Annotated in this window: 18 protein-coding genes; 11 read left to right on the top strand and 7 right to left on the bottom strand. The window is 67.0% G+C overall.

The window, feature by feature from the left end; translation table 11 throughout:
- Window positions 1-25: 25 nt before the first annotated feature.
- Genes M2428_RS16395 through M2428_RS16380 form a run of 4 tightly spaced genes read right to left on the bottom strand, consistent with a single transcriptional unit; the run spans window position 26 to window position 4442 of the window.
- Window positions 26-1285 carry an FAD-dependent oxidoreductase gene (locus M2428_RS16395; RefSeq protein WP_277527015.1) on the bottom strand — a complete coding sequence of 420 codons (1260 nt, stop codon included), beginning with the start codon at window positions 1283-1285 and terminating at the stop codon, window positions 26-28.
- The gene (locus M2428_RS16390) at window positions 1282-1476 is read right to left on the bottom strand and encodes a ferredoxin (protein WP_277527014.1); all 195 of its coding nucleotides are present in this window, start codon (window positions 1474-1476) and stop codon (window positions 1282-1284) included. Before M2428_RS16390 ends, M2428_RS16395 begins: the two co-directional genes overlap by 4 nt.
- Complete coding sequence (locus M2428_RS16385; RefSeq protein WP_277527013.1) at window positions 1473-2645, bottom strand: cytochrome P450; 1173 nt, start codon at window positions 2643-2645, stop codon at window positions 1473-1475. The genes M2428_RS16390 and M2428_RS16385 overlap by 4 nt, the downstream gene beginning before the upstream one ends.
- A gap of 51 nt (window positions 2646-2696) precedes the next feature.
- Window positions 2697-4442 carry an MFS transporter gene (locus M2428_RS16380; RefSeq protein ID WP_277527012.1) on the bottom strand — a complete coding sequence of 582 codons (1746 nt, stop codon included), beginning with the start codon at window positions 4440-4442 and terminating at the stop codon, window positions 2697-2699.
- Window positions 4443-4748: 306 nt separating this feature from the next.
- Between M2428_RS16380 and M2428_RS16375 the strand changes: the two genes are divergently transcribed.
- The 6 genes from M2428_RS16375 to M2428_RS16350 all read left to right on the top strand — a co-directional run bounded on the left by M2428_RS16375 (window position 4749) and on the right by M2428_RS16350 (window position 11655).
- Complete coding sequence (locus tag M2428_RS16375; protein WP_277527011.1) at window positions 4749-5759, top strand: phosphotriesterase; 1011 nt, start codon at window positions 4749-4751, stop codon at window positions 5757-5759.
- Between the two features lie 53 nt (window positions 5760-5812).
- Window positions 5813-6766, top strand: coding sequence for a phosphotriesterase (locus M2428_RS16370; RefSeq protein WP_277527010.1), 954 nt, complete (start codon window positions 5813-5815; stop codon window positions 6764-6766).
- 78 nt (window positions 6767-6844) lie between these two features.
- The gene (locus M2428_RS16365; RefSeq protein WP_277527009.1) at window positions 6845-8002 is read left to right on the top strand and encodes an NAD(P)/FAD-dependent oxidoreductase; all 1158 of its coding nucleotides are present in this window, start codon (window positions 6845-6847) and stop codon (window positions 8000-8002) included.
- 5 nt (window positions 8003-8007) lie between these two features.
- On the top strand, window positions 8008-8958 hold the full coding sequence (locus tag M2428_RS16360) for an alpha/beta hydrolase (protein ID WP_277527008.1): 951 nt from the start codon (window positions 8008-8010) through the stop codon (window positions 8956-8958).
- Window positions 8955-9923, top strand: a complete 969-nt coding sequence (locus tag M2428_RS16355; RefSeq protein ID WP_277527007.1) for an MBL fold metallo-hydrolase — start codon at window positions 8955-8957, stop codon at window positions 9921-9923. Before M2428_RS16360 ends, M2428_RS16355 begins: the two co-directional genes overlap by 4 nt.
- A complete protein-coding gene (locus M2428_RS16350; protein ID WP_277527006.1) occupies window positions 9916-11655 on the top strand; it encodes a CocE/NonD family hydrolase in 1740 nt (579 codons plus the stop codon). The genes M2428_RS16355 and M2428_RS16350 overlap by 8 nt, the downstream gene beginning before the upstream one ends.
- Before the next feature lie 74 nt (window positions 11656-11729).
- Here M2428_RS16350 and M2428_RS16345 read toward each other — a convergent pair whose 3' ends face one another.
- The 3 genes from M2428_RS16345 to M2428_RS16335 all read right to left on the bottom strand — a co-directional run bounded on the left by M2428_RS16345 (window position 11730) and on the right by M2428_RS16335 (window position 15110).
- The gene (locus tag M2428_RS16345; protein WP_277527005.1) at window positions 11730-14120 is read right to left on the bottom strand and encodes an excinuclease ABC subunit UvrA; all 2391 of its coding nucleotides are present in this window, start codon (window positions 14118-14120) and stop codon (window positions 11730-11732) included.
- 124 nt (window positions 14121-14244) lie between these two features.
- The gene (locus M2428_RS16340; RefSeq protein ID WP_277527004.1) at window positions 14245-14664 is read right to left on the bottom strand and encodes a VOC family protein; all 420 of its coding nucleotides are present in this window, start codon (window positions 14662-14664) and stop codon (window positions 14245-14247) included.
- Window positions 14661-15110: a helix-turn-helix transcriptional regulator gene (locus M2428_RS16335; protein WP_277527003.1), complete on the bottom strand. Its 450-nt coding sequence runs from the start codon at window positions 15108-15110 to the stop codon at window positions 14661-14663. Before M2428_RS16335 ends, M2428_RS16340 begins: the two co-directional genes overlap by 4 nt.
- A 105-nt stretch (window positions 15111-15215) precedes the next feature.
- Here M2428_RS16335 and M2428_RS16330 point away from each other — a divergent pair, with 105 nt between their 5' ends.
- The 5 genes from M2428_RS16330 (at window position 15216) to M2428_RS16310 (ending at window position 20572) form a co-directional block, all read left to right on the top strand.
- On the top strand, window positions 15216-16484 hold the full coding sequence (locus tag M2428_RS16330) for a type III polyketide synthase (RefSeq protein ID WP_277527000.1): 1269 nt from the start codon (window positions 15216-15218) through the stop codon (window positions 16482-16484).
- Window positions 16485-16546: 62 nt separating this feature from the next.
- The gene (locus tag M2428_RS16325; protein ID WP_277527089.1) at window positions 16547-17257 is read left to right on the top strand and encodes a class I SAM-dependent methyltransferase; all 711 of its coding nucleotides are present in this window, start codon (window positions 16547-16549) and stop codon (window positions 17255-17257) included.
- Entirely contained in the window at window positions 17250-18458 is a 1209-nt protein-coding gene (locus M2428_RS16320; protein ID WP_277526999.1) for an NAD(P)/FAD-dependent oxidoreductase, read from the top strand. Before M2428_RS16325 ends, M2428_RS16320 begins: the two co-directional genes overlap by 8 nt.
- A gap of 194 nt (window positions 18459-18652) precedes the next feature.
- On the top strand, window positions 18653-19501 hold the full coding sequence (locus M2428_RS16315; protein ID WP_277526998.1) for a PhzF family phenazine biosynthesis protein: 849 nt from the start codon (window positions 18653-18655) through the stop codon (window positions 19499-19501).
- Window positions 19502-19525: 24 nt separating this feature from the next.
- Entirely contained in the window at window positions 19526-20572 is a 1047-nt protein-coding gene (locus M2428_RS16310; RefSeq protein WP_277526997.1) for a hypothetical protein, read from the top strand.
- Window positions 20573-20575: the final 3 nt, after the last annotated feature.

Genomic DNA, 20575 nt, shown 5'->3' with positions numbered 1-20575 from the left:
GATCAATCCTAGCGGTGGCGTGGCGTCAAACCCGGGCGGGCGCGTTCGGACGCAGCGCGGCCGGACCGGTGTCGGCCAGCCGGCGAAGTTTGGGGATCGGGATCCGGTAGTTGACCGCGGCGGCGGTCCCGGAACCGTCCGCGTTGTCCCAGCGCAGGAGCAATGACCCGTTATCCCCGCCCGGCTCGCAATAGTCGGGGGCACCCACCACCGGCGTGAAGCCGACCGCCTTGAGCGACAACCCGAATCCCTCCGTCCAGAAATACGGCTGGAAGTTGAACTCGGGTGCCGCATCGCCATTGAGCAGGCCGACGGCCGCGACCTTGGCCTGGTCGATGGCACTCGTCCACAGGGGAACCCGCTGCACGCCGCGGAGGGTCGGGAAGAACGCCACGTCGCCGGCCGCCACGATGTCCGGCCGGACCCGGCCGCGCGAGTCGACGCGCAGCGACCCATCGGTGAGCAGTTTTGAGCCGGTCAGCCAGTCAATGTTCGGCTCATCGCCGACGGCGGTGACCACGAGATCCGCCTCGAGTTCGGTGCCGTCGGCCAGGACAACCTTGGCCCCGGCACCGTGATCGACAAGACGGGCCTTCCCGCCGCCGACCACCCGCAGTCCGCGCCGGATGGCGGCGGAAGTAAAGAGGTCGGCCAGATGGTCGCCAAGCTGACGCGACAGTGGCTTGGCGTCGGAGACGAGCGTGACGTCGCAGCCCACGTGCAGGCACCCGGACGCGACCTCCATGCCCAGCGGTCCCCCGCCGACCACGATGACCGACGGGCGCGACGCAACGCGTTCCTTGAGAAGGATCGCATCCTCGATGGTGCGCAGGGTGAGCTCCCGGAAGGAGCCGTCCTGGTGCGGTCCGGCAGCTCCTTGCCCGACAGCTCCTTGCCCGGGGGCGAGGCGCCTCGCCCGGGAACCGGAGGCGATGACGAGGCCGTCATACGGCAGCCCACCGCCCCCGTCCAGACGTACCAACCGGGCGTCGACGTCCAGGCCTGTGGCGCTCACGCCGAGCAGTTCCGTTGCCTCGTGGGTCGGTGCGGGGAGCGCGTGCGCTTGGAGGGCATCGATGCCGTTCCCGTCGACTTTGCTTCCGTCAACACTGTTCCCACCGATACTGTGCAGCAGCGCCTTGGACAGGGCGGGCCGACTGTAGGGATGGTGCCGCTCGGCGCCCACCACAGTGAGCTCACCGTCGAAGCCGGCCGAGCGCAGCGAGTCGCAGGCCGTGAGTCCGGCGATGCCGTTGCCGACCACCACTATCCTGCGCATGCTCATGCCGCCTCCAGCCGCAGCGCGGCGACCGGGCAGACCCGGACCGCCGCTTTGGCGGCGGCGAGCTCGGCCCCATCCACGTGAGGGACATCGATCACCAGTTCGCCGTCGTCGTCCAGATGCATCAGCTTCGGTGCGGCTTCCTCGCACAGGCCGTGTCCCTCACAGCGCGGCCGGTCCAGCTCGATTCTCATGCTGCCACCACCTTGGTGACCTGGAGCTTCTCGATGCTTCGGGTCATGTTGCTCGGCAGCCGGACCTCGTCGGAGATTGTCAAGGATTCCACCCGGCGGGCCAGCGCCTCGATGATCGCATGCGCTTCAAGCTTTGCCAGACCCTGGCCGGCGCAGCCGTGCGGTCCATAGCCGAAGGCGAGGTGGTCCACCGGGTTGCGGAGCACATCAAAAGTGTCGGGGTTCTCGTAATGCCGCGGGTCGCGGTTGCCGGCGCCAAAGAGGATGCCCACCTGGGCGCCTGCAGGAATGGTGACGCCGTCGATTTCCACATCACGCATTGCTTTGCGGCCCCAGACGTGGATCGGGGCCCAGTAGCGCAGCACCTCGGCGAAAGCTGCGGGGACGAGTTCCGGGTTCTCCCGGACCAGCTTGAACTGCTCGGGGTGATGGCCGAACAGGGCGATGATGTTCCCGATGGACGCGATGGTCGTGTCGACACCCGCCCCCAGGTACTGGTGGATGATGTGCCCGGCAGTTCCTTGGGGAATGTCCCCCCGCATCTCGGCGTCAAAGATTCCGCGTCCTATGGAGCCGGGCGCCAGGTCTTCTGCGGTGACCGATGAGCACCAGCCGTAAAGCTCGCCGGCGATCGGGAAGTTCTCCTGCGTGCGCTGGTTCAGCGGGCCGAGGACCTGCATCGCGGCTTGGCCCCAGCGCAGCATGTTGTCCTTGACGTGTCCCTGGAAGCCAATGAGGTCGGCAACGATCTCGATCGGGAAGGCGCGGGCCAGTGAATCGATGGCCTCGAAGCTGCCGCTGGCGGCGAGTTCGGCGACGAGCTTGTCCGCTTTGTCGTCGATGACCACTTTCAGACCGCGGAGTGCGCGGGGGGTGAGGTTCTGTGACAGCGTGGCGCGGAGCTGCGTGTGCAGGGGCGGGTCGGAGGCGAGTGAGGTGCCCTGCAGGGCCTCGTTCACCATGGGGTTGAATCCGATGCTGGTGGACGAGAAGGTTTCCGGATCACCGAGTGCGTCGCGGATGGCGTCGTAGCGCGTCAGGACGTACAGGTCGTTCTTCGGCAGGTGGACTACTGAAGCCTGCTCGCGGAGCGAGGCATACGTGGGGTAGGGAGCGACAAGGATGTCATCATCCCAGATGTCGATGTCGGATTCGATGGGTGCAGTCACGGTGTTCTCCTTGCGGATGGATGATGGGTCGGTAAAGGGAGGACCGACGGCCTAGACGGTCGCGTCGGCACTTGTCTCAGTGGCCCCGGTGGTCTCCGCGATGTCATCGGGCGTGGGCGCCGAAGAGCGTGCGGAGATGAAGAGGGTAAGAACGGCGGAGAGGGTCGCCGCGATGCCCGCGGCGAGGTACACAGCCTGGAAGCCCTGGCCGAGGGAGGTCCCCGCCACGCCCTGGATCTGCTGCTTCGCGGAGGTGAGGGCGTTGACCATGCCGTCAACGGCCTGGGCGGGTGCACCGCTGGCGGTTGCCTGGCCCGAGAACTGCGCGATCACGCCATCCCAGCCTGAGAGGTAGCCCAGTGGCGGCACGTTCGACAGCCCGGCGACGGCCTCGGCAGGCAACCCTGCCCCGCCGAGGATCCCCGCGAGGGGTCCTGCGAAGACGGTGGCTCCGATTCCGAACGCGATGGCTGAGCCGATGACGGGGCCCAGGGCGAAACCGAGGTCGCGCAGGAGGTTGGTGGTGGCAGAGGCCATGCCGATGTGCTGCGGCTGCACGGTGTTGATGGCAACGGCGGTGATGGAGCCGACAGTGAGCGCGAACCCGATGCCCAGCATCAAGAGCGGCGGAATGAACGCCGTCCAGGGAGTTCCGCCGAAGGCTTCCGGCGTGCCCAGGGAGAACGTCGAGAGCCAGTAGGCGGAGAAAGCCATGAAGGCGAAGCCCGCCGTGAGCACCCAGCGCGGGGCCACGTGGTGGATGAGCCAGCCCACCACCGGGATGAAGGCGAATGCCGGTCCCTGAATGAAGACGAACAGCACACCGACCTTCCACGCTTCGGCGAGGGCGAGCCCGCCGACGGCGACACTCGTGCTGAAACAGACCGCAAGGAAGGCGAACATGCCGGTAACCGCGACGACGCCTGTGATCGAGTAGGCGCTGTTCCTGAACAGGGAGAGGTGGATGAGCGGCTGCTTGGTCCGCATCTCGATGACGACGAAGACGACCAGGAGGAGGCCGCCTGCAACATAGCTTGCGACCACCTCAGGGCTGCCGAAACCGGCGTCGACTGCCTGCACGGTGGCGAAGAGGACGGCGATCAGGCCGAGCGCGAGGGTAATCTGGCCGGGCAGGTCCAGCTTGCGCCCCTCGGCAGCTGCGGAGTCCTTCGCCCGGACCGCAACGATGAGGACGGCGACGGCGATCGCGGCGGCAATGTAGTACGCCACGCGCCAACCACTAAAGATGTTGGGCGCGCCTGCCGCCGGACCCGCCACGGTGAAGGCCTGGGCCGTCAAGCCTGCCAACATCGGGGAGATCACGGCACCCAGCGACAAGAACCCCGCCCAGGTGGCGATAACTTTCGCCCGGGCGCGATGGTCCGGGGTGATCGCGGCGATCATGGACAGCGAAATGGGGAAGAGTATGCCCGCCCCGATGCCGCCGACCGCCTGCGCCGCGATCATCATTTCGGTGGTGGACGCCAGCGCCGCCAGGACCGAGCCGGCGACGCTGACCAGGGCGCCCGCGTACAGCAGCTTCTTCCGGCCGAACAGGTCGCCCAGGAGCCCCCAGCTGAGCTCGAACACCACGATGCCCATCATGAACATGCCCGCGATCCAGGTCAGGCCTGCGCCCGAGGTACGGAACTCCACGGCAAAGGTGCCGTTGAGGGCGCCCGGCAGAGCATTGGTGATTTGGGCCAGTGTGACCGCGCTGTAGGCAGCTACGAAGGTGGCTCGTACAGAGCCGCGGCTCGACGCTGCGCTTGTCTGCGCAGTTGTGGTTTGACTCATCGATGAAACTCCTTTGTTTCCGGTTGCTTCTCCGGTGACGCGGCAGAACTGGTGCCCTACCGGGCAAGAGCTGGCAGGCCGGAGGTAGATGTGGGGTTCCCCACAGTCTGATGCCTAGGTTTACATGCTGTCAAGAGTTTTTACACAACGTTGTTTTCGTGAACACGTCGAAAAATACGCTCTGACTATTTCTTTGACACGGTGTCAAGAACTATGTGATGGTGACTACACCGCAACGGAGCGACGGCACGGCCAAGCTCCGCGGCGCCCCTGCATCCAGAACCCGAACCTCAAGGGAGAACCCACGTGAGTCACCCCACACCCGCCGAGACCGGCGACGCAGTGCATGCCCCGGCCGGGCAAACCGTCAACACGGTCCTGGGCCCGGTCCCTGCTTCCGAACTAGGGGTTGTTGCGGTCCATGAAGCTTTGTTGTCGGTGCTCCCCGGTGCCCAGTACGCCCCGGACATCTCCATGGACCGGGCGGAGATCTTTGAGGCCCTCGCCGCGAAGCTTGCGGACTTCCGCGAGCACGGCGGGCAGACGATCGTCGACAGCACGGGCATGTTCCACGGACGCGACCTCAAGCTCTACGAGGCGCTGTCACGCTCCACCGGTGTCCACATCGTCGCCTCCACGGGTCTGGGTCCGGAGGAAGAACTCGGCGGATACTTCCTGACGCCGCAGACCAACCCGCCCACCCCCTGGCCGGCCGAAAAGTTCGGCGAGCTCTTCGGCAAGGAGGTCACTGAGGGGATGGTGGTTCCCCGGGTGGAGCGCCGCGCCGCCGCTGGCATCGTCGCTACCATCGCCGGCCGCGACGGCATGACCCCGACCGAGGAAAGCCTGTTCCGCGGCTCCGCCCGTGCCGCCAAGAACACCGGCGTCCCGGTCTCCATCCGCTTCGGCGCCGACGCCCTCCACGATCTGGACATCGTTCTGGACGAGCAGCTCGAGGCCGACCGGGTGCTCGTCGGTGACCTGGACCGCAAGGATGCCGCCGGCTCCGCCGTCGTGGTGGCGTGCCGCGGAGCCTTCGTCGGCATCGACCACGTGGGCCTCAACGACCATGCGGACTACCTCACCGACCAGGACCGCGCCGAACTGGTGCTCGAGCTCGTCAAGGCCGGCCATGCCGACAAGATCATCCTGTCGGGCAACTCGATCGGCGTGGCCAAGGGCCTGCCGGAGTACAACCTGCCCTACAGCCACGTCCTGACCACGTTTGTGCCTTTTCTCAAGGCCAACGGCCTGAGCGATGAAGACTCTCTGCGCATCCTCGTGGACAACCCGCGCAACTTGCTGACCTTGCGCTAAGCACACGTCCGCCCACACACACAACAAGCTTTCGAACCCCTGAGGTGAACGAAATGACCAAGGTCAACACAGTGCTAGGAACCATCCCGGCCGAAGAACTGGAAATCGTGGCGGTCCACGAACACATCGGCTACGGAATGCCTGGGTCCGAACTGGACACCAAGTGGTGGAAGTCGCCGGAGCAGGCCTACGAGGAGACCGTCCCGAAGCTGCGGAAATTCCGCGAATACGGCGGCGGTACCTTCGTGGACGCCACGGGCATCTGCAACGGCCGCGACGTCGATTACTACAAGTCCCTGTCCCAGAAGACTGGCGTGCACATCGTCGCCTGCACCGGCTTCGTCGGCGGCGACACCGCCCTTCCGCACTTTTCCCGCGCAACCGTGGACTACCTCGCGAAGGTGTTCATCCACGAGATCACCGTCGGCATCGGCAACACGGGCGCCAAGGCTGGCGTCATCAAGGTCGGCGTGAGCCGCGGTGGACGAATGACGGAGCTGGACAAGCGCATCTACCGGGCCGCGGCGCGCGCCGCCGTCGTCACCGGCGCGCCGGTCCTGACCCATCTGGCCATTGACCCCGAACCGGCAGTGAACATCTTCAACGAAGAGGGCCTCCCGCTGGACCGCGTGCTGTTCGGCCACGCCGACGACGGACTGAACTCTCCGATCACCCCGCACGATTGGATCTACGATCAGGGCGGCCGCATAGGGTTCGACACCTTCGGCTACGACCTCGAACTGCCGGATCCGCCGTTTTGGGGCCGCAAGCGCGCCGAACGCATGGACCACTTCGTCAACCTCGTGAACAAGGGCTACGCGGACAAGCTCCTCGTCTCGGCCGACGCGAACTGCAGCCCCCTGGGCTGGCCGGGCGTGAAGGGCCACACCATCAACTACATCTTCGAGGACATGATCCCGGACATGCGCGCGGCCGGCATCGACGACGCCACCCTCAAACTCCTGCTCGAGGACAACCCGGCCGAGTTCCTGTCGCTGCACGGCTGACCCCCGGACAGGCCACCACAACTTACCCGTCCCCCAGAAATGGCCCGGGCCACGAATAGTCAAGAAAGAGACAAAACCATGAAGGCTTCGGAAATCAAGAACCTCAACATCGCCATTGTCGGCGCGGGGTACGGCGGCGCAGCGGCAGCCAAGGCCCTGAGCCGGCTCGGCGCGAACGTCACCGTGTACGAGCAGGCGTCCCAGATGCGGGAGGTCGGCGCCGGCATCGGCCTGCGTCCGGCCACAATGGACCGGTTCAGCCAGTGGGGGATCTTCGACGCGATCGCGAAGGTCAGTTCGCCGAGCGACTACTTCGAAATCCTCACCGCCTCGAATGAACCGATCATGAAGGACACCTGGCCGGAGTTCGGCGAGCAGACCCAGACCTACCTCATCCACCGCGGCGACTTCATCGAGGCTCTCCTGGGCGTTCTCCCCGAGGGCATGGTGCAGCTCGGCCACAAGCTGGAAACCATCGAGGACCAGGGCGGCCGCTCCGTCCTGACCTTCACCAACGGCACGACGGTCGAGGCCGACCTGGTGGTCGCTGCCGACGGCATCAAGTCGGTGGTGCGCGAGCAGCTCTTCAGCGACAAGGGCCCGGTGTTCTCAGGCGAACATGCCTACCGTGCAGTGATTTCCGCCGACGACGCCCACGGCCTGGTGGTCGACGACAACCTCCGGATGTACATCGGAAAGGGCACCAAGGTCTACCTGCTGCCGCTACGCCACCGCAACCAGGTCTCCTTCGACATCACCGCCCTGAACCCGGACGGTACGTGGGCACCCGAGGTAACCAAGGAGGACCTCCTGGCCACCGTGAACGGCTTCGACGAGCGGCTGGTGAACATCACCCGCGGCCTCGACATGGACACAGTGAACATCCGCGCGGTCTACGACATCGACCCCGTCGATTCATGGCACACGGACTCCGTGGTCCTCATGGGCGATGCGGCCCACTCGATGCTGCACCACCAGGGACAGGGCGCGAACTCTGCCATTGAGGACGCGGGAGCCCTGGCCGACGCCCTGGCCCAGGCGGGCTCGGTCGAGGAGGCTCTGTCCCTGTTCCAGGCGACCCGCAAGCCGGTGACGGACGAACTGCAGCGCATCTCGCGGCAAGGGTGGTCCGAGGAAGAGGTCGACGACGTTTTCCCTGGTCAGAAGCCCACGTCCCAGAAGCCCATGTCCCCGAAGCCGACCAGCGTAAACGCACCAGCACAGGCGAAAGGCTGAACGCCATGACGATCCATCCTGAAATCGCCAAAATCCTCGCAACTTTGCCGGCACCCGATGGTTCTCCCCTGAACCCCGAAGCCATGCGTGCAGGCGAGGCCGCCCAGGTTCCCCCGCCGGAAGTGCGCCTCCCGCTGCACTCTGTCCAGGATGCCACGGCAGTGACGCCATCGGGCGAGGTGCCCGTGCGGATCTACACGCCGGCCGAGGCCGACGCTTACGGCCTGCTGGTGTATTTCCATGGCGGCGCGTTCTTCCTGGGCAGCCTGGACACGCACGACCACGTCGCGCGATCCCTGGCCAAGGAAACCGGCCATAAGGTCATCTCGGTCGGCTATCGGCTGGCCCCCGAGGCCTCCTTCCCGGCCGGCCTTGACGACTGCTACGGCGCGGTCCGCTGGGCCGCCGAGCAGGGCGGCAACCTGGGCTGGGACGGAAAGAACCTCGCTGTCGCCGGCGACAGTTCGGGCGGCAACTTCGTGGCCGCCGTCACCGCGAGGGCCCACGATGACGGGTTCTCTGCGATCACGCACCAGATCCTGTTCTACCCGTCGCTGGACCTGGACTTCGACGTCGACCGCTTCGCGTCGCTACGGGAGAACGCCGAAGGATACGGACTGGAGACGGCGGGATTGTTGCCGTTCAATTCCTTCTACCTCGAGAGCGGGGCGGACCCGGCGGATCCGCTCGTCTCCCCCATCAAGCGCCAGGACCTCGCCGGCCTGCCGCCGGCCCTGATCATCACCGCCGAGCACGACCCTCTGCGTGACGAGGGCGAGCTCTACGGCCTGCGCCTCAGGGAGGCCGGCGTCTACTCGGCCGTCACCCGCTACGAGGGGGCCAACCACGGCTTCGTCCAGAACTTCTCCTGGATTCCGGAGTTCTACGGGCCATTCGAAGAGACCGCCGCCTTCCTGGGCCGGAGCACCGGGCTTAACGGGGGCACAGCGCAATGACTGAGTCAGTCGCCGTTCACCCCGTTGTCTCCCCGTGGGGGAGGTTCGGTCTCTACAGCTTCTTCATCGACGCCCCGGAACCCGCGATCGTCGACACGGGAATCGCGTCCTCGCCCGCCGAAGGCATGGTGCCGGCACTGGAGGCGATCGGCCGCCGGATCGAGGACGTCCGCTGGATCCTGCTGACCCACGGACATATCGACCACATCGGTGGCGCCTACGCCCTGTGGGAGCTCACCGGACGGCGCGCGCAGGTGGTCATCCACGAGGCCGACGCACCGATGTTGCGCTCGCGCCGGGCGCATGTGGACGAATACCTCGCCGGACGGGCGCAGTACCTGGATGACCCCGACGGTGAGGCGAAACTGACCGAGGCGACGAAAGCCGTCATCTCGGGCGAGATGGAGCCTACCCTGCTGGTGCGGGGCGGCGAGACCATCTCACTCGGCGGCGACGTCACCGTCACCGCGCACTCGATTCCGGGCCACACCCGCGGATCCGTGGCGTACGTCATTAACGGGCAAAACGACGTCTTCGTCGGCGATGCTGTGCAGGTCCACGGTGCGGCCAACGGCTTCCCCGGATTCGTGGACCCGGCCGACTACCGCGCAAGCCTGCAGTACCTCCGCGACCAGATCCGTCCGCGGCACCTCTATCTGGGCCACCCGTATCGCCGCGCGGACGGCACGCCCTACGGCGTGGAGCTCGACGCCGGGCAGGCCGAGGAAGCGCTGACGGGGAGCCTGGAGATCGAAGCCCGCGTCAATAGCGCGGCCCACGACTGCTGGGCTGCCGGGCTGCAGGAATCAGATTCACCGTACTCGCCCTTCGCACGCGTGGCCGAGGAACTTGGCTACGCGGGGGACCCCTCCTTGGAGCCGTCCCCGTTCTTCACGACGCTCAACGGCTACCGCACCACATTCGACCACATGACCGAAGATGAGGAGATCAACACTCATGGATGACTTCCAGCTACTGAATACCGGCGGGGAGAAGATTGCCGTTCGTAAGGACCTCCGGGTCTCCATGCGGGACGGTGTCGAACTCGCCGCGGACGTCTACCATGGGGCCGAGGACAAGCCGCGGCCCGCACTGGTGGCCCTGAGCCCCTACGGAAAGGAACTTCAGGCCCTGGCCCTGACCACCCCGCCGCAGCGGCGGCCCAGCCCGATGTGGGACGGCTGCATCGAGGCCGGCGACATCGCCCGCATCGTCAAGGAAGACTACGCCCACGTCATCGGCGACCTGCGCGGCTCCGGGCACTCCGGCGGCGAGCACATCGGCAACTACAACGCCGGCGGTGTCTCACTTGGCCAGGACGCGTACGACTTCATCGAGTGGGTCGCCGACCAGCCCTGGTGCGACGGCAACGTCGGCATGGTCGGCATCTCCTACTTCGGGTCCATGCAGGTGCTGGCCGCGGCCGAGCGCCCGCCGCACCTGAAGGCGATCTTCGTCTCCGGCGGGCACTACGACTTCTACGAGACCACCTACCACGGCGGCGTCATGTGGTTCATGCCGCGGGCCGCCCGCGAGGGCCGTGGCGGCGACTCCGGCTGGGCCTTCACCGACAACGTCAAGTCCCGCATGATCGAGAAGTACTCCCCCGAGGAGCTCAAGCAGCTCGTCGCCAAGCGCCTGGAGGATCCGGACGTCGCCGCGTGGCCGAACCTGGTCCATGTCCTGAACTACCCGAAGAACCACGAAGCCTGGTTCGACATCGTGATGAACGAACTTGACGGGGACTGGTACGAGGAGCGCAACCCCATCACGCTGGCCCCGAACATCGACATCCCGGTGTGGCTGCAGATCGACCAGGGCCGCGGATGGACCATGGATGGCACAATCGAGCTGTTCAACAAGCTGAAGGGCCCGAAGAAGCTGGACATCGGCCCCTACCCGCCAATGCAGTCGCGTCCCTTCATCGAAGAGCACGACAAGATGTTCCGGTGGTACGACTACTGGATCAAGGGCATCGACAACGGCGTCATGGACGAGCCGGCCGTGAGCGTCTTCGTGGAGGGCTCCCGCGAACTCGTGACCGCCGAGGCATGGCCGCCCAAGGCCATCGAGTACAAGTCGCTCTATCTGCGCCCGCGGCACAAGCTGTCCACAGAGCCCGAGCTGATGGATGCCGAGTACGCCGCCCCGGACGGCTTCTACCAGGCACCGCTGACGGTGACGGACAAGGTGGAGATCATCAGCTGGTCCACGCCGCCCTTCGAGGAGGACAGCGAGTTGATCGGTACCGGCGCGGCGCACATCTTCGCCGAGATCGACCAGCCGGACACCAACTTCATCCTGCGCCTGTGGGACTACGCCCCCAACGGCAAGCGCCAGCTCATCACCAGCGGCTATCTCAAGGCCTCGCACCGCGAGCTCGACGAGCGGAGCGCCGAAGGCAGCCCGGTACACCCGCACACCCGGTCAGTACCGGTGGAACCCGGCACGATCGAGGAGTACGTGTTGCGCCTCTACCCGTTCGCGAACACCTTCAAACCCGGCCACACCCTGACCGTGGAACTCTCGAATGGCGAGCCGCTGGCCGACGAGCACAACGCGCTGCTGCCGCCGGATGCCTTCCACCTGCCGGTGGGCCGTCCCGTCACGCACAAGATCTACCGCGACGCCGCCCACCGGTCCCGGCTGGTGCTGCCGTTCACCACGCGCAAGGCAGCTGCAGACCAGGCGGACTGATCCCCGGCGAGCTCGTGGTGCTCGATGACACCCGGTCCCGCCGGGGCCGAAGGCGCCGCGACCAGCCGGACCAGTCAGGCGCCGACGTAGGCCGCGAGGTGCTGGCCGGTGAGCGTGGAGCGGGCGGCGACGAGGTCGGCGGGGGTGCCCTCGAAAACGAGCCTGCCGCCGTCGTGGCCGGCACCGGGGCCGAGGTCGATGATCCAGTCGGCGTGTGCCATGACCGCCTGGTGGTGCTCGATGACGATGACCGACTTGCCGGTGGCGACCAGCCGGTCCAGGAGGCCCAGCAGGTTCTGGACGTCGGCCAGGTGCAGGCCGGTGGTGGGCTCGTCGAGGACGTAGATGTCACCCTTCTCTGCCATCTGGGTGGCAAGCTTGACGCGCTGCCGCTCGCCGCCGGACAGAGTAGTGAGCGGCTGGCCGAGGGTGAGGTAGCCGAGCCCGACGTCCACGAGCCGGTCGAGGATCTTGTGGGCCGCCGGCGTGCGGGCTTCCCCTTCGGCAAAGAACCCCTCGGCCTCGGTCATCGACATCGCCAGCACTTCGGCGATGTTGCGGCCCCCCAGCTTGTACTCCAGCACCGACGCCTGGAATCGCTTGCCCTCGCAGTCCTCGCAGGTGGACTCGACGGTGGCCATGACACCGAGTTCGGTGAAGATGACGCCCGCGCCGTTGCACGTGGGGCAGGCGCCTTCCGAGTTGGAGCTGAACAGCGCCGGCTTCACGCCGTTGGCCTTCGCGAACGCCTTGCGGATCGGTTCGAGCAGGCCCGTGTACGTCGCGGGGTTGCTGCGGCGCGACCCCTTGATGGCACCCTGGTCGATCACCACCACACCGTCGCGGCCGTCCACCGAGCCGTGGATCAGCGAACTCTTCCCTGAGCCGGCGACGCCGGTGACCACACACAGCACGCCGAGCGGGATGTCGACATCCACGCCCTGAAGATTGTTCGTGGACGCTCCGCGGACCTCCAGTGCGCCAGAGGACGGGCGTACCGATTCCTTTACCGCGGCCCGGTCGTCGAGGTGGCGGCCGGTGATGGTGTCACTCCCCCGCAGCCCCTCCACGCTTCCCTCGAAGCAGACGCTGCCGCCCGCGGTGCCTGCGCCGGGACCGAGGTCAACGACGTGGTCGGCAATCGCGATGGTTTCCGGCTTGTGCTCGACGACGAGCACGGTGTTGCCCTTGTCGCGCAGCTGCAGCAGCAGCTGGTTCATCCGCTCGATGTCGTGCGGGTGCAGGCCGATCGTCGGCTCGTCAAAGACGTAGGTGATGTCCGTCAGGGACGAGCCCAAGTGCCGGATCATCTTGGTGCGCTGGGCCTCTCCCCCGGACAGCGTGCCCGCCGGCCGATCCAGGGAGAGGTAGCCCAGCCCGATTTCGGCGAACGAGTCGAGCAGGTGCCGCAAGCCTTTCAGGAGCGGCTCGACCGAAGGCTCGTTGAGCTCCCGGGCCCACGCGGCCAAGTCACTGATCTGCATGACACAGAGATCGGCGATGTTCTTGCCCTTGATCTTCGAGGACCGGGCCTCCCGGCTGAGCCGAGTGCCGTCGCACTCCGGGCAGGCCTGAAAAGTGATGGCGCGCTCCACGAAGGCCCGGACGTGGGGCTGCATCGCCTCGACGTCCTTGGACAGCATCGACTTCTGGATCTTCGGGATCAACCCCTCATACGTCAGGTTGATGCCCTCGACCTTGATCTTGGTCGGTTCCTTGTAGAGGAGGTCGTGCATTTCCCTTTTGGTGAACTTCGCGATCGGCTTGTCCATGTCGAAGCCGGCGCCGCTGAAGATGCGGCCGTACCAACCGTCCATGCTGTAGCCGGGGATCGTCAGGGCACCGCCGCCGAGCGACTTGGAGTCGTCGTAGAGCGCAGTGAGGTCGAAGTCGGAGACCGAACCCATGCCCTCGCAGCGCGGACACATGCCGCCCAGGTAGACCGCATCGTGCACCACACTCTTCTCCACCCGGCCGCCCTTCTCGGTGCTCATCACCCCGCTCGCCTTCCGGGTCGGGACGTTGAAGGAGAACGCCGTCGGAGGGCCCACGTGCGGGGATCCCAGCCGGCTGAAAAGGATGCGCAGCATGGCGTTGGCGTCGGTGACGGTGCCGACGGTGGACCGGGGGTTGGCGCCCATCCGCTCCTGGTCGACGATGATTGCCGTCGTCAACCCCTCGAGATGGTCCACCTCCGGCCGCGCCAGCGACGGCATAAAGCCCTGCACGAAGGCGCTGTAGGTCTCGTTGATCATCCGCTGCGACTCCGCGGCGATCGTCGCGAACACCAGGGAGCTCTTGCCTGAGCCGGAGACACCGGTGAACACCGTAAGCCGGCGCTTCGGGATCTCGATGCTGACGTCCTTGAGGTTGTTCTCGCGTGCGCCCTGCACACGGATCAAATCGTGGGTGTCTGCAACGTGCTGCGCAGCCGACTGCGTGTCCGCCCTCGTGGCCATGCTCATGGTGTCTCCATCTGTTTGTGGGGCCGCCTGCGCGGTCTCCCTCAGCGTCGCTTTTGCTCTATCTAACCAGCTCCCGGCTGGGCCTCCTGGTCCTGCATCCGCTTGTCCCGCGTCCGCGGACGGCTCAGAGCGGCTGCTGGATGCGGATCAGGTTGCCCGCGGGATCACGGAAAGCGCAGTCGCGGACCCCGTAGGGCTGCTCGGTCGGCTCCTGGACCACCTCGGCGCCGCTCGCCTGCAGCCGCTCGAAGGTGGCGTCGACGTCCTTGGTGGCCAGGAGGATGCGGGCGTAAGTGCCCTTGGCCATCATCTCGTCGATGGTGCGGCGCTCGTCGTCGGTGACGCCGGGGTCGGCGGCCGGCGGCTCCAAGACGAGGGACGTGCCCGGCTGGTCGGCCGGGCCGACCGTGATCCAGCGCATCCCGCCGTAGCCGACGTCGTTGCGGACCTCGAAGCCGAGCGTGTCGCGATAGAAGGCGACGGCGGCGTCGGGATCGTTGTGTGGGAGGAAACTCGCGTGAATGTTGATGTCCATGAAATTCATGCTAGCTGCGGTTCGGGGGCCGGCACTTCTCGATTCCTGACCGGTCTGGTGACCTGTTTCGCCACGCAGGACGGCATCCCCGCGGTCGCACGGGCAGCCTCGCGCCTGTAGACGCTGGGCGGCACGCCGACCAGTTCGGTGAAGCGGGTGCTGAAGGTGCCCAGGGACGAGCAGCCGACCGTGAAGCAGACCTCGGTGACGCTGAGGTCGCCGCGGCGCAGCAGCGCCATCGCGCGCTCGATGCGCCGCGTCATCAGATAGCTGTACGGCGACTCCCCGTACGCGAGACGGAACTCGCGGCTGAGGTGCCCGGCGGACAGGTGCACACCGCGGGCGAGGGCCTCGACGTCGAGCGGTTGCGCGTACTCCCGGTCCATCCGGTCACGGACGCGGCGCAGCAGCGCGAGGTCGCGCAAGTGCTGCGCAGGGTCGGGTTTGCTGGTCACATGTGAGATCGTGCTACTTCGCGCCGACGTTGTCCAGCCCGGGCCGTCGTGCCAAATCCCGGGTCCGTCCATTGTCTTTGGCGGCGGGCTCACTGAGAATGAACCATGACGGTCTACCTGAGGTCCTTAGAAACTGCAGTCCCGCCAACCATCCTGGTCCAGCCCGAGGCCAGGGCCGTGTTCGCCGCCCAGCCAGGCCTCACGCGGCTCGGATCCCGGCTGGTCAACACGTGCTTTGACTCCGCAGCCATTGACACCCGGCATACGGCAGTCGAGGAACTCACCACGGACAGCCGGGCGGAAGACCCCCAGTTCTTCGACCCGGCCACCGGCTTGGTGCTCAGCCCCAGCACCAAGATCCGCAACGGCATTTTCGCCACGGAAGCGACCAAGCTCTTCATCGAGGCCGCCCAAAAAGCCCTGGACGCCTGTCCTGGAGTCGATGCGCAGGACATCACCCACCTGATCACCGTCTCCTGTACCGGTTTCTTCAATCCGGGCCCGGACTACAAGATTGTCCGTGCCCTCGGCCTGGACCCGGCCGTCCAGCGGTACCACCTCGGTTTCATGGGGTGCTACGCCGCCTTCCCGGCGCTGCGGGCCGCGAAGTCCTTTTGCGAGGCGGACCCTAATGCAACGGTGCTGGTGGTCTGCGCCGAACTCTGCTCCCTCCACGTCCGGACCTCCAACGATCCGGACACCATCATGGGATCGGCCTTGTTCGCCGATGGCGCCGCTGCGGCCATCATCACGGCGCGGGACATTCCGGACGAACCTGCCCTGCTGCAGCTGGACCACTTCGAAACCGTTCTGACGCCCGTCGGGGAGGACTCGATGGCCTGGAACATCGGCGACGAGGGCTTCGAGATGGTGCTGGGAAACTATGTCCCCCACATCATCGACGACCACATCATCGGCGCCCTCGAACCTCTCCTGTCCCGCGACAGTTCGCTGCAGGGACTCCCCTACCGCGACATCCAGCACTGGGGCATCCACCCCGGCGGCCGGAGCATCCTGGACAAGGTCCAGTCCAGGCTGGACCTCAGCGACGAACAGCTGGTCCCCGCCCGCGAAACCCTCCGGAACTTCGGCAACATGAGCAGCGCCACCGTCCTGTTCGTCCTCAAGCACATCCTGGACCTGCCGGTCAGGGACGCGGCCGCGGACGACGCCGGGACCAGCTCCGGTGCCCCCGGTGCCCCCGGCGCCGAACGGATCTGCTCGATGGCCTTCGGCCCGGGCCTGACGGTGGAAACGGCGCTCTTCACGAGGCTGGCCGCCCCGCCGCCCGCGGCGGCCCAGCGGCAGGAGTCCGCTGCGGCCCAACGGCAGGAGTCCGCGGAACCGGCGGACCCAGTGGCGGTGCGGGTCTGAAAGCGGCCACGCTGAAACCGCTGAGCGCGAAGCAGGGCAGGGAACGCCTCCGGGCGGCCCTCCTGCGGGACCGCGCGTCCGAGGCCGTCGAGGAAATGGACCTGCCCGGCTGCGATCCGGGCCGCCTGGAGCGCACCTATGCCCAGTTCGCGCTCGTCAACCGTGTGGTGGCCGGTTGGCGCGGCATCTATCGGACCCGGATCCGGCCGCGGCTGTCCGCGGACTCTCCCGCGTCCCTGCTGGACATCGGGTGCGGCGGGGGCGACCTATCGGTTCTGCTTGCCCGATGGGCCGCCCGGGACGGACTGCGGCTCGAGGTCACGGCCATTGACCCGGATCCGCGGGCAATCCTGTTCGCCCGTTCCCGCCACGCGGCGGCGGACGTGACGTTTCGCCAGGCGAGCTCTGCCGAGCTGCTCGAAGACGGCCACCGGTACGACGTCGTGGTGTCGAACCATGTGCTGCACCACCTCGACGGGCTGGGAGCGTTCCTCGCCGAATCGGCCATGTTGTCGCGTGGCACTGTGGTCCACAACGACATCCGCCGCAACCCCGCCGCTTACGCGCTCTTCTTTGCCGGCTCCTGGGTGCTCACCAACTCCTACATCCGGCAGGACGGGCTGACCTCGATCCGGCGAAGCTACACCTCCGCGGAACTGGCCGCCGCAGCTCCCGCCGGCTGGACAGTTGCCCGCCACGCCCCGTTCCGGAACCTGCTGCTGCTGGACACTCCCGACGGCGACCATCCGGAGAGGCCCGCTGCCCTTGGCTGACGTGCTGATCATAGGTGCCGGCCCGGTGGGACTGTTCATGGCCTCGCTGCTGCTGCAGGATGGCATCGATGTGCAGATCCTGGAACAGCGGAGCGCACCGGAACCGCATTCGCGTGCCATCGGCATCCATCCACCGGCGCTGGCCGCGCTCGCCGGAACCGGAGTTGCCGAGGCCTTGGTTGCCGAAGGAGTCCCGATCCGACGCGGAGTGGCACTGGGGGGCGGTAAATGCCTCGCCCAAATGTCCTTTGCCGGCGTCTCGGACCGTTTTCCTTTCATCCTTTCCCTCCCCCAGAGCCGTACGGAGGCGCTGCTGGAGCGGCGGGTCAATGAGCACGACGACGGCGCCCTGCACCGCGGCGTCCGGCTCACCCGGCTGTCCGACGACGGCGCCCGGGTCACCGTGGAAGCCGTTTCCGTTAGCGGCCCCCTTCACTACACGGCGCCGCTGGTTATCGCCGCCGACGGCGTGCGCTCCACGGTGCGGGCGCTGCGGGGCGGCGCCTTGCGCATGAAGGAGTACCCGGACAGCTACCTCATGGGTGACTTCGCCGACAACACCGGGTTCGGTCCGGACGCCGCGCTTTTCCTGGCCGGGGCCGGCATCGTGGAGTCTTTCCCCTTGCCCGGTCAGCGCCGCCGCTGGGTGGCCCGGCTGGGCGCCGGCGATGTCACTGCAGGCAGCCTCACGATTGGCGACAGTACTACGGGCGACAGCACTCCCGGCGACTCCGCTGCCGGCGGTCAGGGCGGTGACGCACGGTGGCTCATGCGTTGCGTGCGCGAGCGGACGGGGCTCTCCATCGACGCCGGGACCAACAGCATGCTCAGCCGCTTCGGCGTCCGCACGCGCCTGACCCGCCGGATGGTGACCGGACGGGTAGTGATGATCGGCGATGCGGCCCATGAAGTCAGCCCCATCGGCGGGCAGGGCATGAACCTGGGCTGGCTGGACGCTGCGGCGCTGGCACCGATCGTGTCGGCTGCCGTGCGCGGCCAAGAGGTAGAAGCCGCCCTAAGAACCTTTGAACGCACCCGGCTGCGGGCGGCGGCGAGGGCCACACGCCAGGCCGAAATCAACATGGCCCTGGGCCGGCCCCTCCCGGACGGACTCTTGGCGGCGCGGAACCGGGCCATCGGAGGCGTCGCAGCGGTCCCGGCGGTGAATGCACTGATCGCCCGCCGCTTCACTATGCATTAGGCAGCACAGGGCATTAGTCAGAGAATTGGGCATTAGTCAGCACACAGGGCATCGCCGCACTCGCCCTCAATCGCGGCCGTGATCGTCCCGGCCACTTTTTCAAACTGGACCTTTATTGTGAAGCCAGTTGGACATTACGGTTTTATCGGAGCGCCCTTGGCCGCATTTCAATTTCGTACAGGAGAAAGAACCACATGACCGTTGCCGCATCCTCACGCCCGTTCTCGCAAGTAGATGTGTTCGCCCCCGGACCTAAGGCCGGCAACCCGGTCGCCGTCGTCCATGACGCCGATGGGTTGTCCACCGAGCAGATGCAGAACTTCGCCAACTGGACCAATCTGTCAGAGACAACCTTCCTGCTGACGCCGACCGATCCGGCGGCAGACTACAAGCTCCGGATCTTCACCCCACGCGCCGAAGTTCCCTTCGCCGGGCATCCGACGCTCGGATCCGCCCACGCCTGGCTGGAACACGGCGGTCAGCCGCACAACATGGAACAGCTGATCCAGGAGTGCGGGGCCGGGCTGGTCAAGATCCGGCGCGCAGAGGCGGAACTTTCCTTCCAGGCCCCGCCCCTGACCAAGTCCGGCCCTGTGGAAGCGGCCACCCTGAACCAGGTCCTTGCCAGCCTCGGCATCACCGCCGATCAGGTCCTGGGAAGCAATTGGATCGACAACGGCCCCGGCTGGCTCGGCATCCGGCTGGAGTCCGCCCGGCAGGTCCTTGACCTCCAGCCGGACTTCTCCGTCATGGGCCAGCTCAACATGGGCGTCATCGGCGCCTACAAAGACGGCGGCCCCGCGGACTTCGAGGTCCGCGCGTTCGCGCCGGGCCACGGTGTGGACGAAGACCCGGTGACCGGCAGCGTCAACGCCGGGCTGGCCCAGTGGCTCCGCAGCGAGGGTGCAGTCGAGGGGAACTTCACCGTCCAGCAAGGAACCGTCCTCGGCCGCGGCGGACGCCTCACGATCACCAGCGAAGCGGACGCCATCTGGGTCGGCGGCAGCAGCCGCACCGTCATCAAAGGCCACGTCACGCTCTGAAACCCCTCGGAATAGACTGTGCGCATGGACGGCCTTCCTGTGACGCTCCGGCTCCACATCCTGTTGCGGGTTGCTGCTGCCGCGGCCGTGCTGGGCGTAGCGGCGTCCTGCAGCGCCGGTACCGGCGGTGGCTCCGGCGGCACCACGTCCTCGGCGAAGGAGACGGCGACACTGGTCCCCACCACCCCTGTGACCGCGGAAATCAGCCAGTTCCGCGACAACTACAGCAAACAAATCATCGAAATCCAGCTCACCAACACCACCGGCGCTCCCCTGACCGTCCTCGGTGCGGAACTGACCAGCCCGCTGTTCGCGGCGCCGATCACGTGGCCGGCGCGCACCGGCGGGATAGAGCTTCCGCCCGGACAGACGAAGAGCCTGCCGGCGCCGCTGCCCGCGCCGGAATGCGGCGCCCCGTCTCCGGCCCCAAGTGGGCCGGGAGCTGCATCCGGCACCGACGCGGGCACCGCATTTGTCGCCCTCCGGCTGGCAGTGCCGCAGGGCGCCGCCCAACAGGGACCCGCCCAACAGGGCACTGTGCAACAGGGCACTGTCCAGCAGGGAACCTTGCCGCCTCCAGCCGACGCCACCGCCGCGGCCGCAGACCCGTTCGGCGTCCTGGCACGGAACAACTCCGAGATGTGCCTGACCCGGGAAGCCTCCGCCGTGGCCGCGGTCGCACTGGCTCCGAACCTTGAGGTCGCCGCGGACGGGCGTACCGCCGTCGTGCGTCTGCTGATCCAACCGCGCGCCGCCAGCGGTCCAGGAGCTGGAAGCGCCGGTGGGCTGGTGATTGACCGGGTCGAGGAAACCACACTCCTGGCGGAGGCCCCGCAAGCGCCCTGGCCGCATTCGCTAACGCTCCGCGCCGGCGGGCCCCCTGCGGAAGTCCGCTTGGGCATCCGGCCCGCCCGCTGCGATCCCCACGCCGTGGCCGAAGACAAGGTGGGCACGCTCCTGCCGCTGCGGGTCAGGGTGGCGGGCCGGGAGGGTGTCCTGAAGATCGACGCCGGCAGCCGACTTCGCGGCCGGATCTATGACTTTGTTACGAAGGCGTGCGGCCGCCAGTAGTCT

The sequence above is a fragment of the Arthrobacter sp. ES3-54 genome (assembly GCF_029504395.1).
Taxonomy (GTDB): Bacteria; Actinomycetota; Actinomycetes; order Actinomycetales; family Micrococcaceae; genus Arthrobacter.
This window is presented reverse-complemented; position numbering and strand designations above follow the sequence as displayed.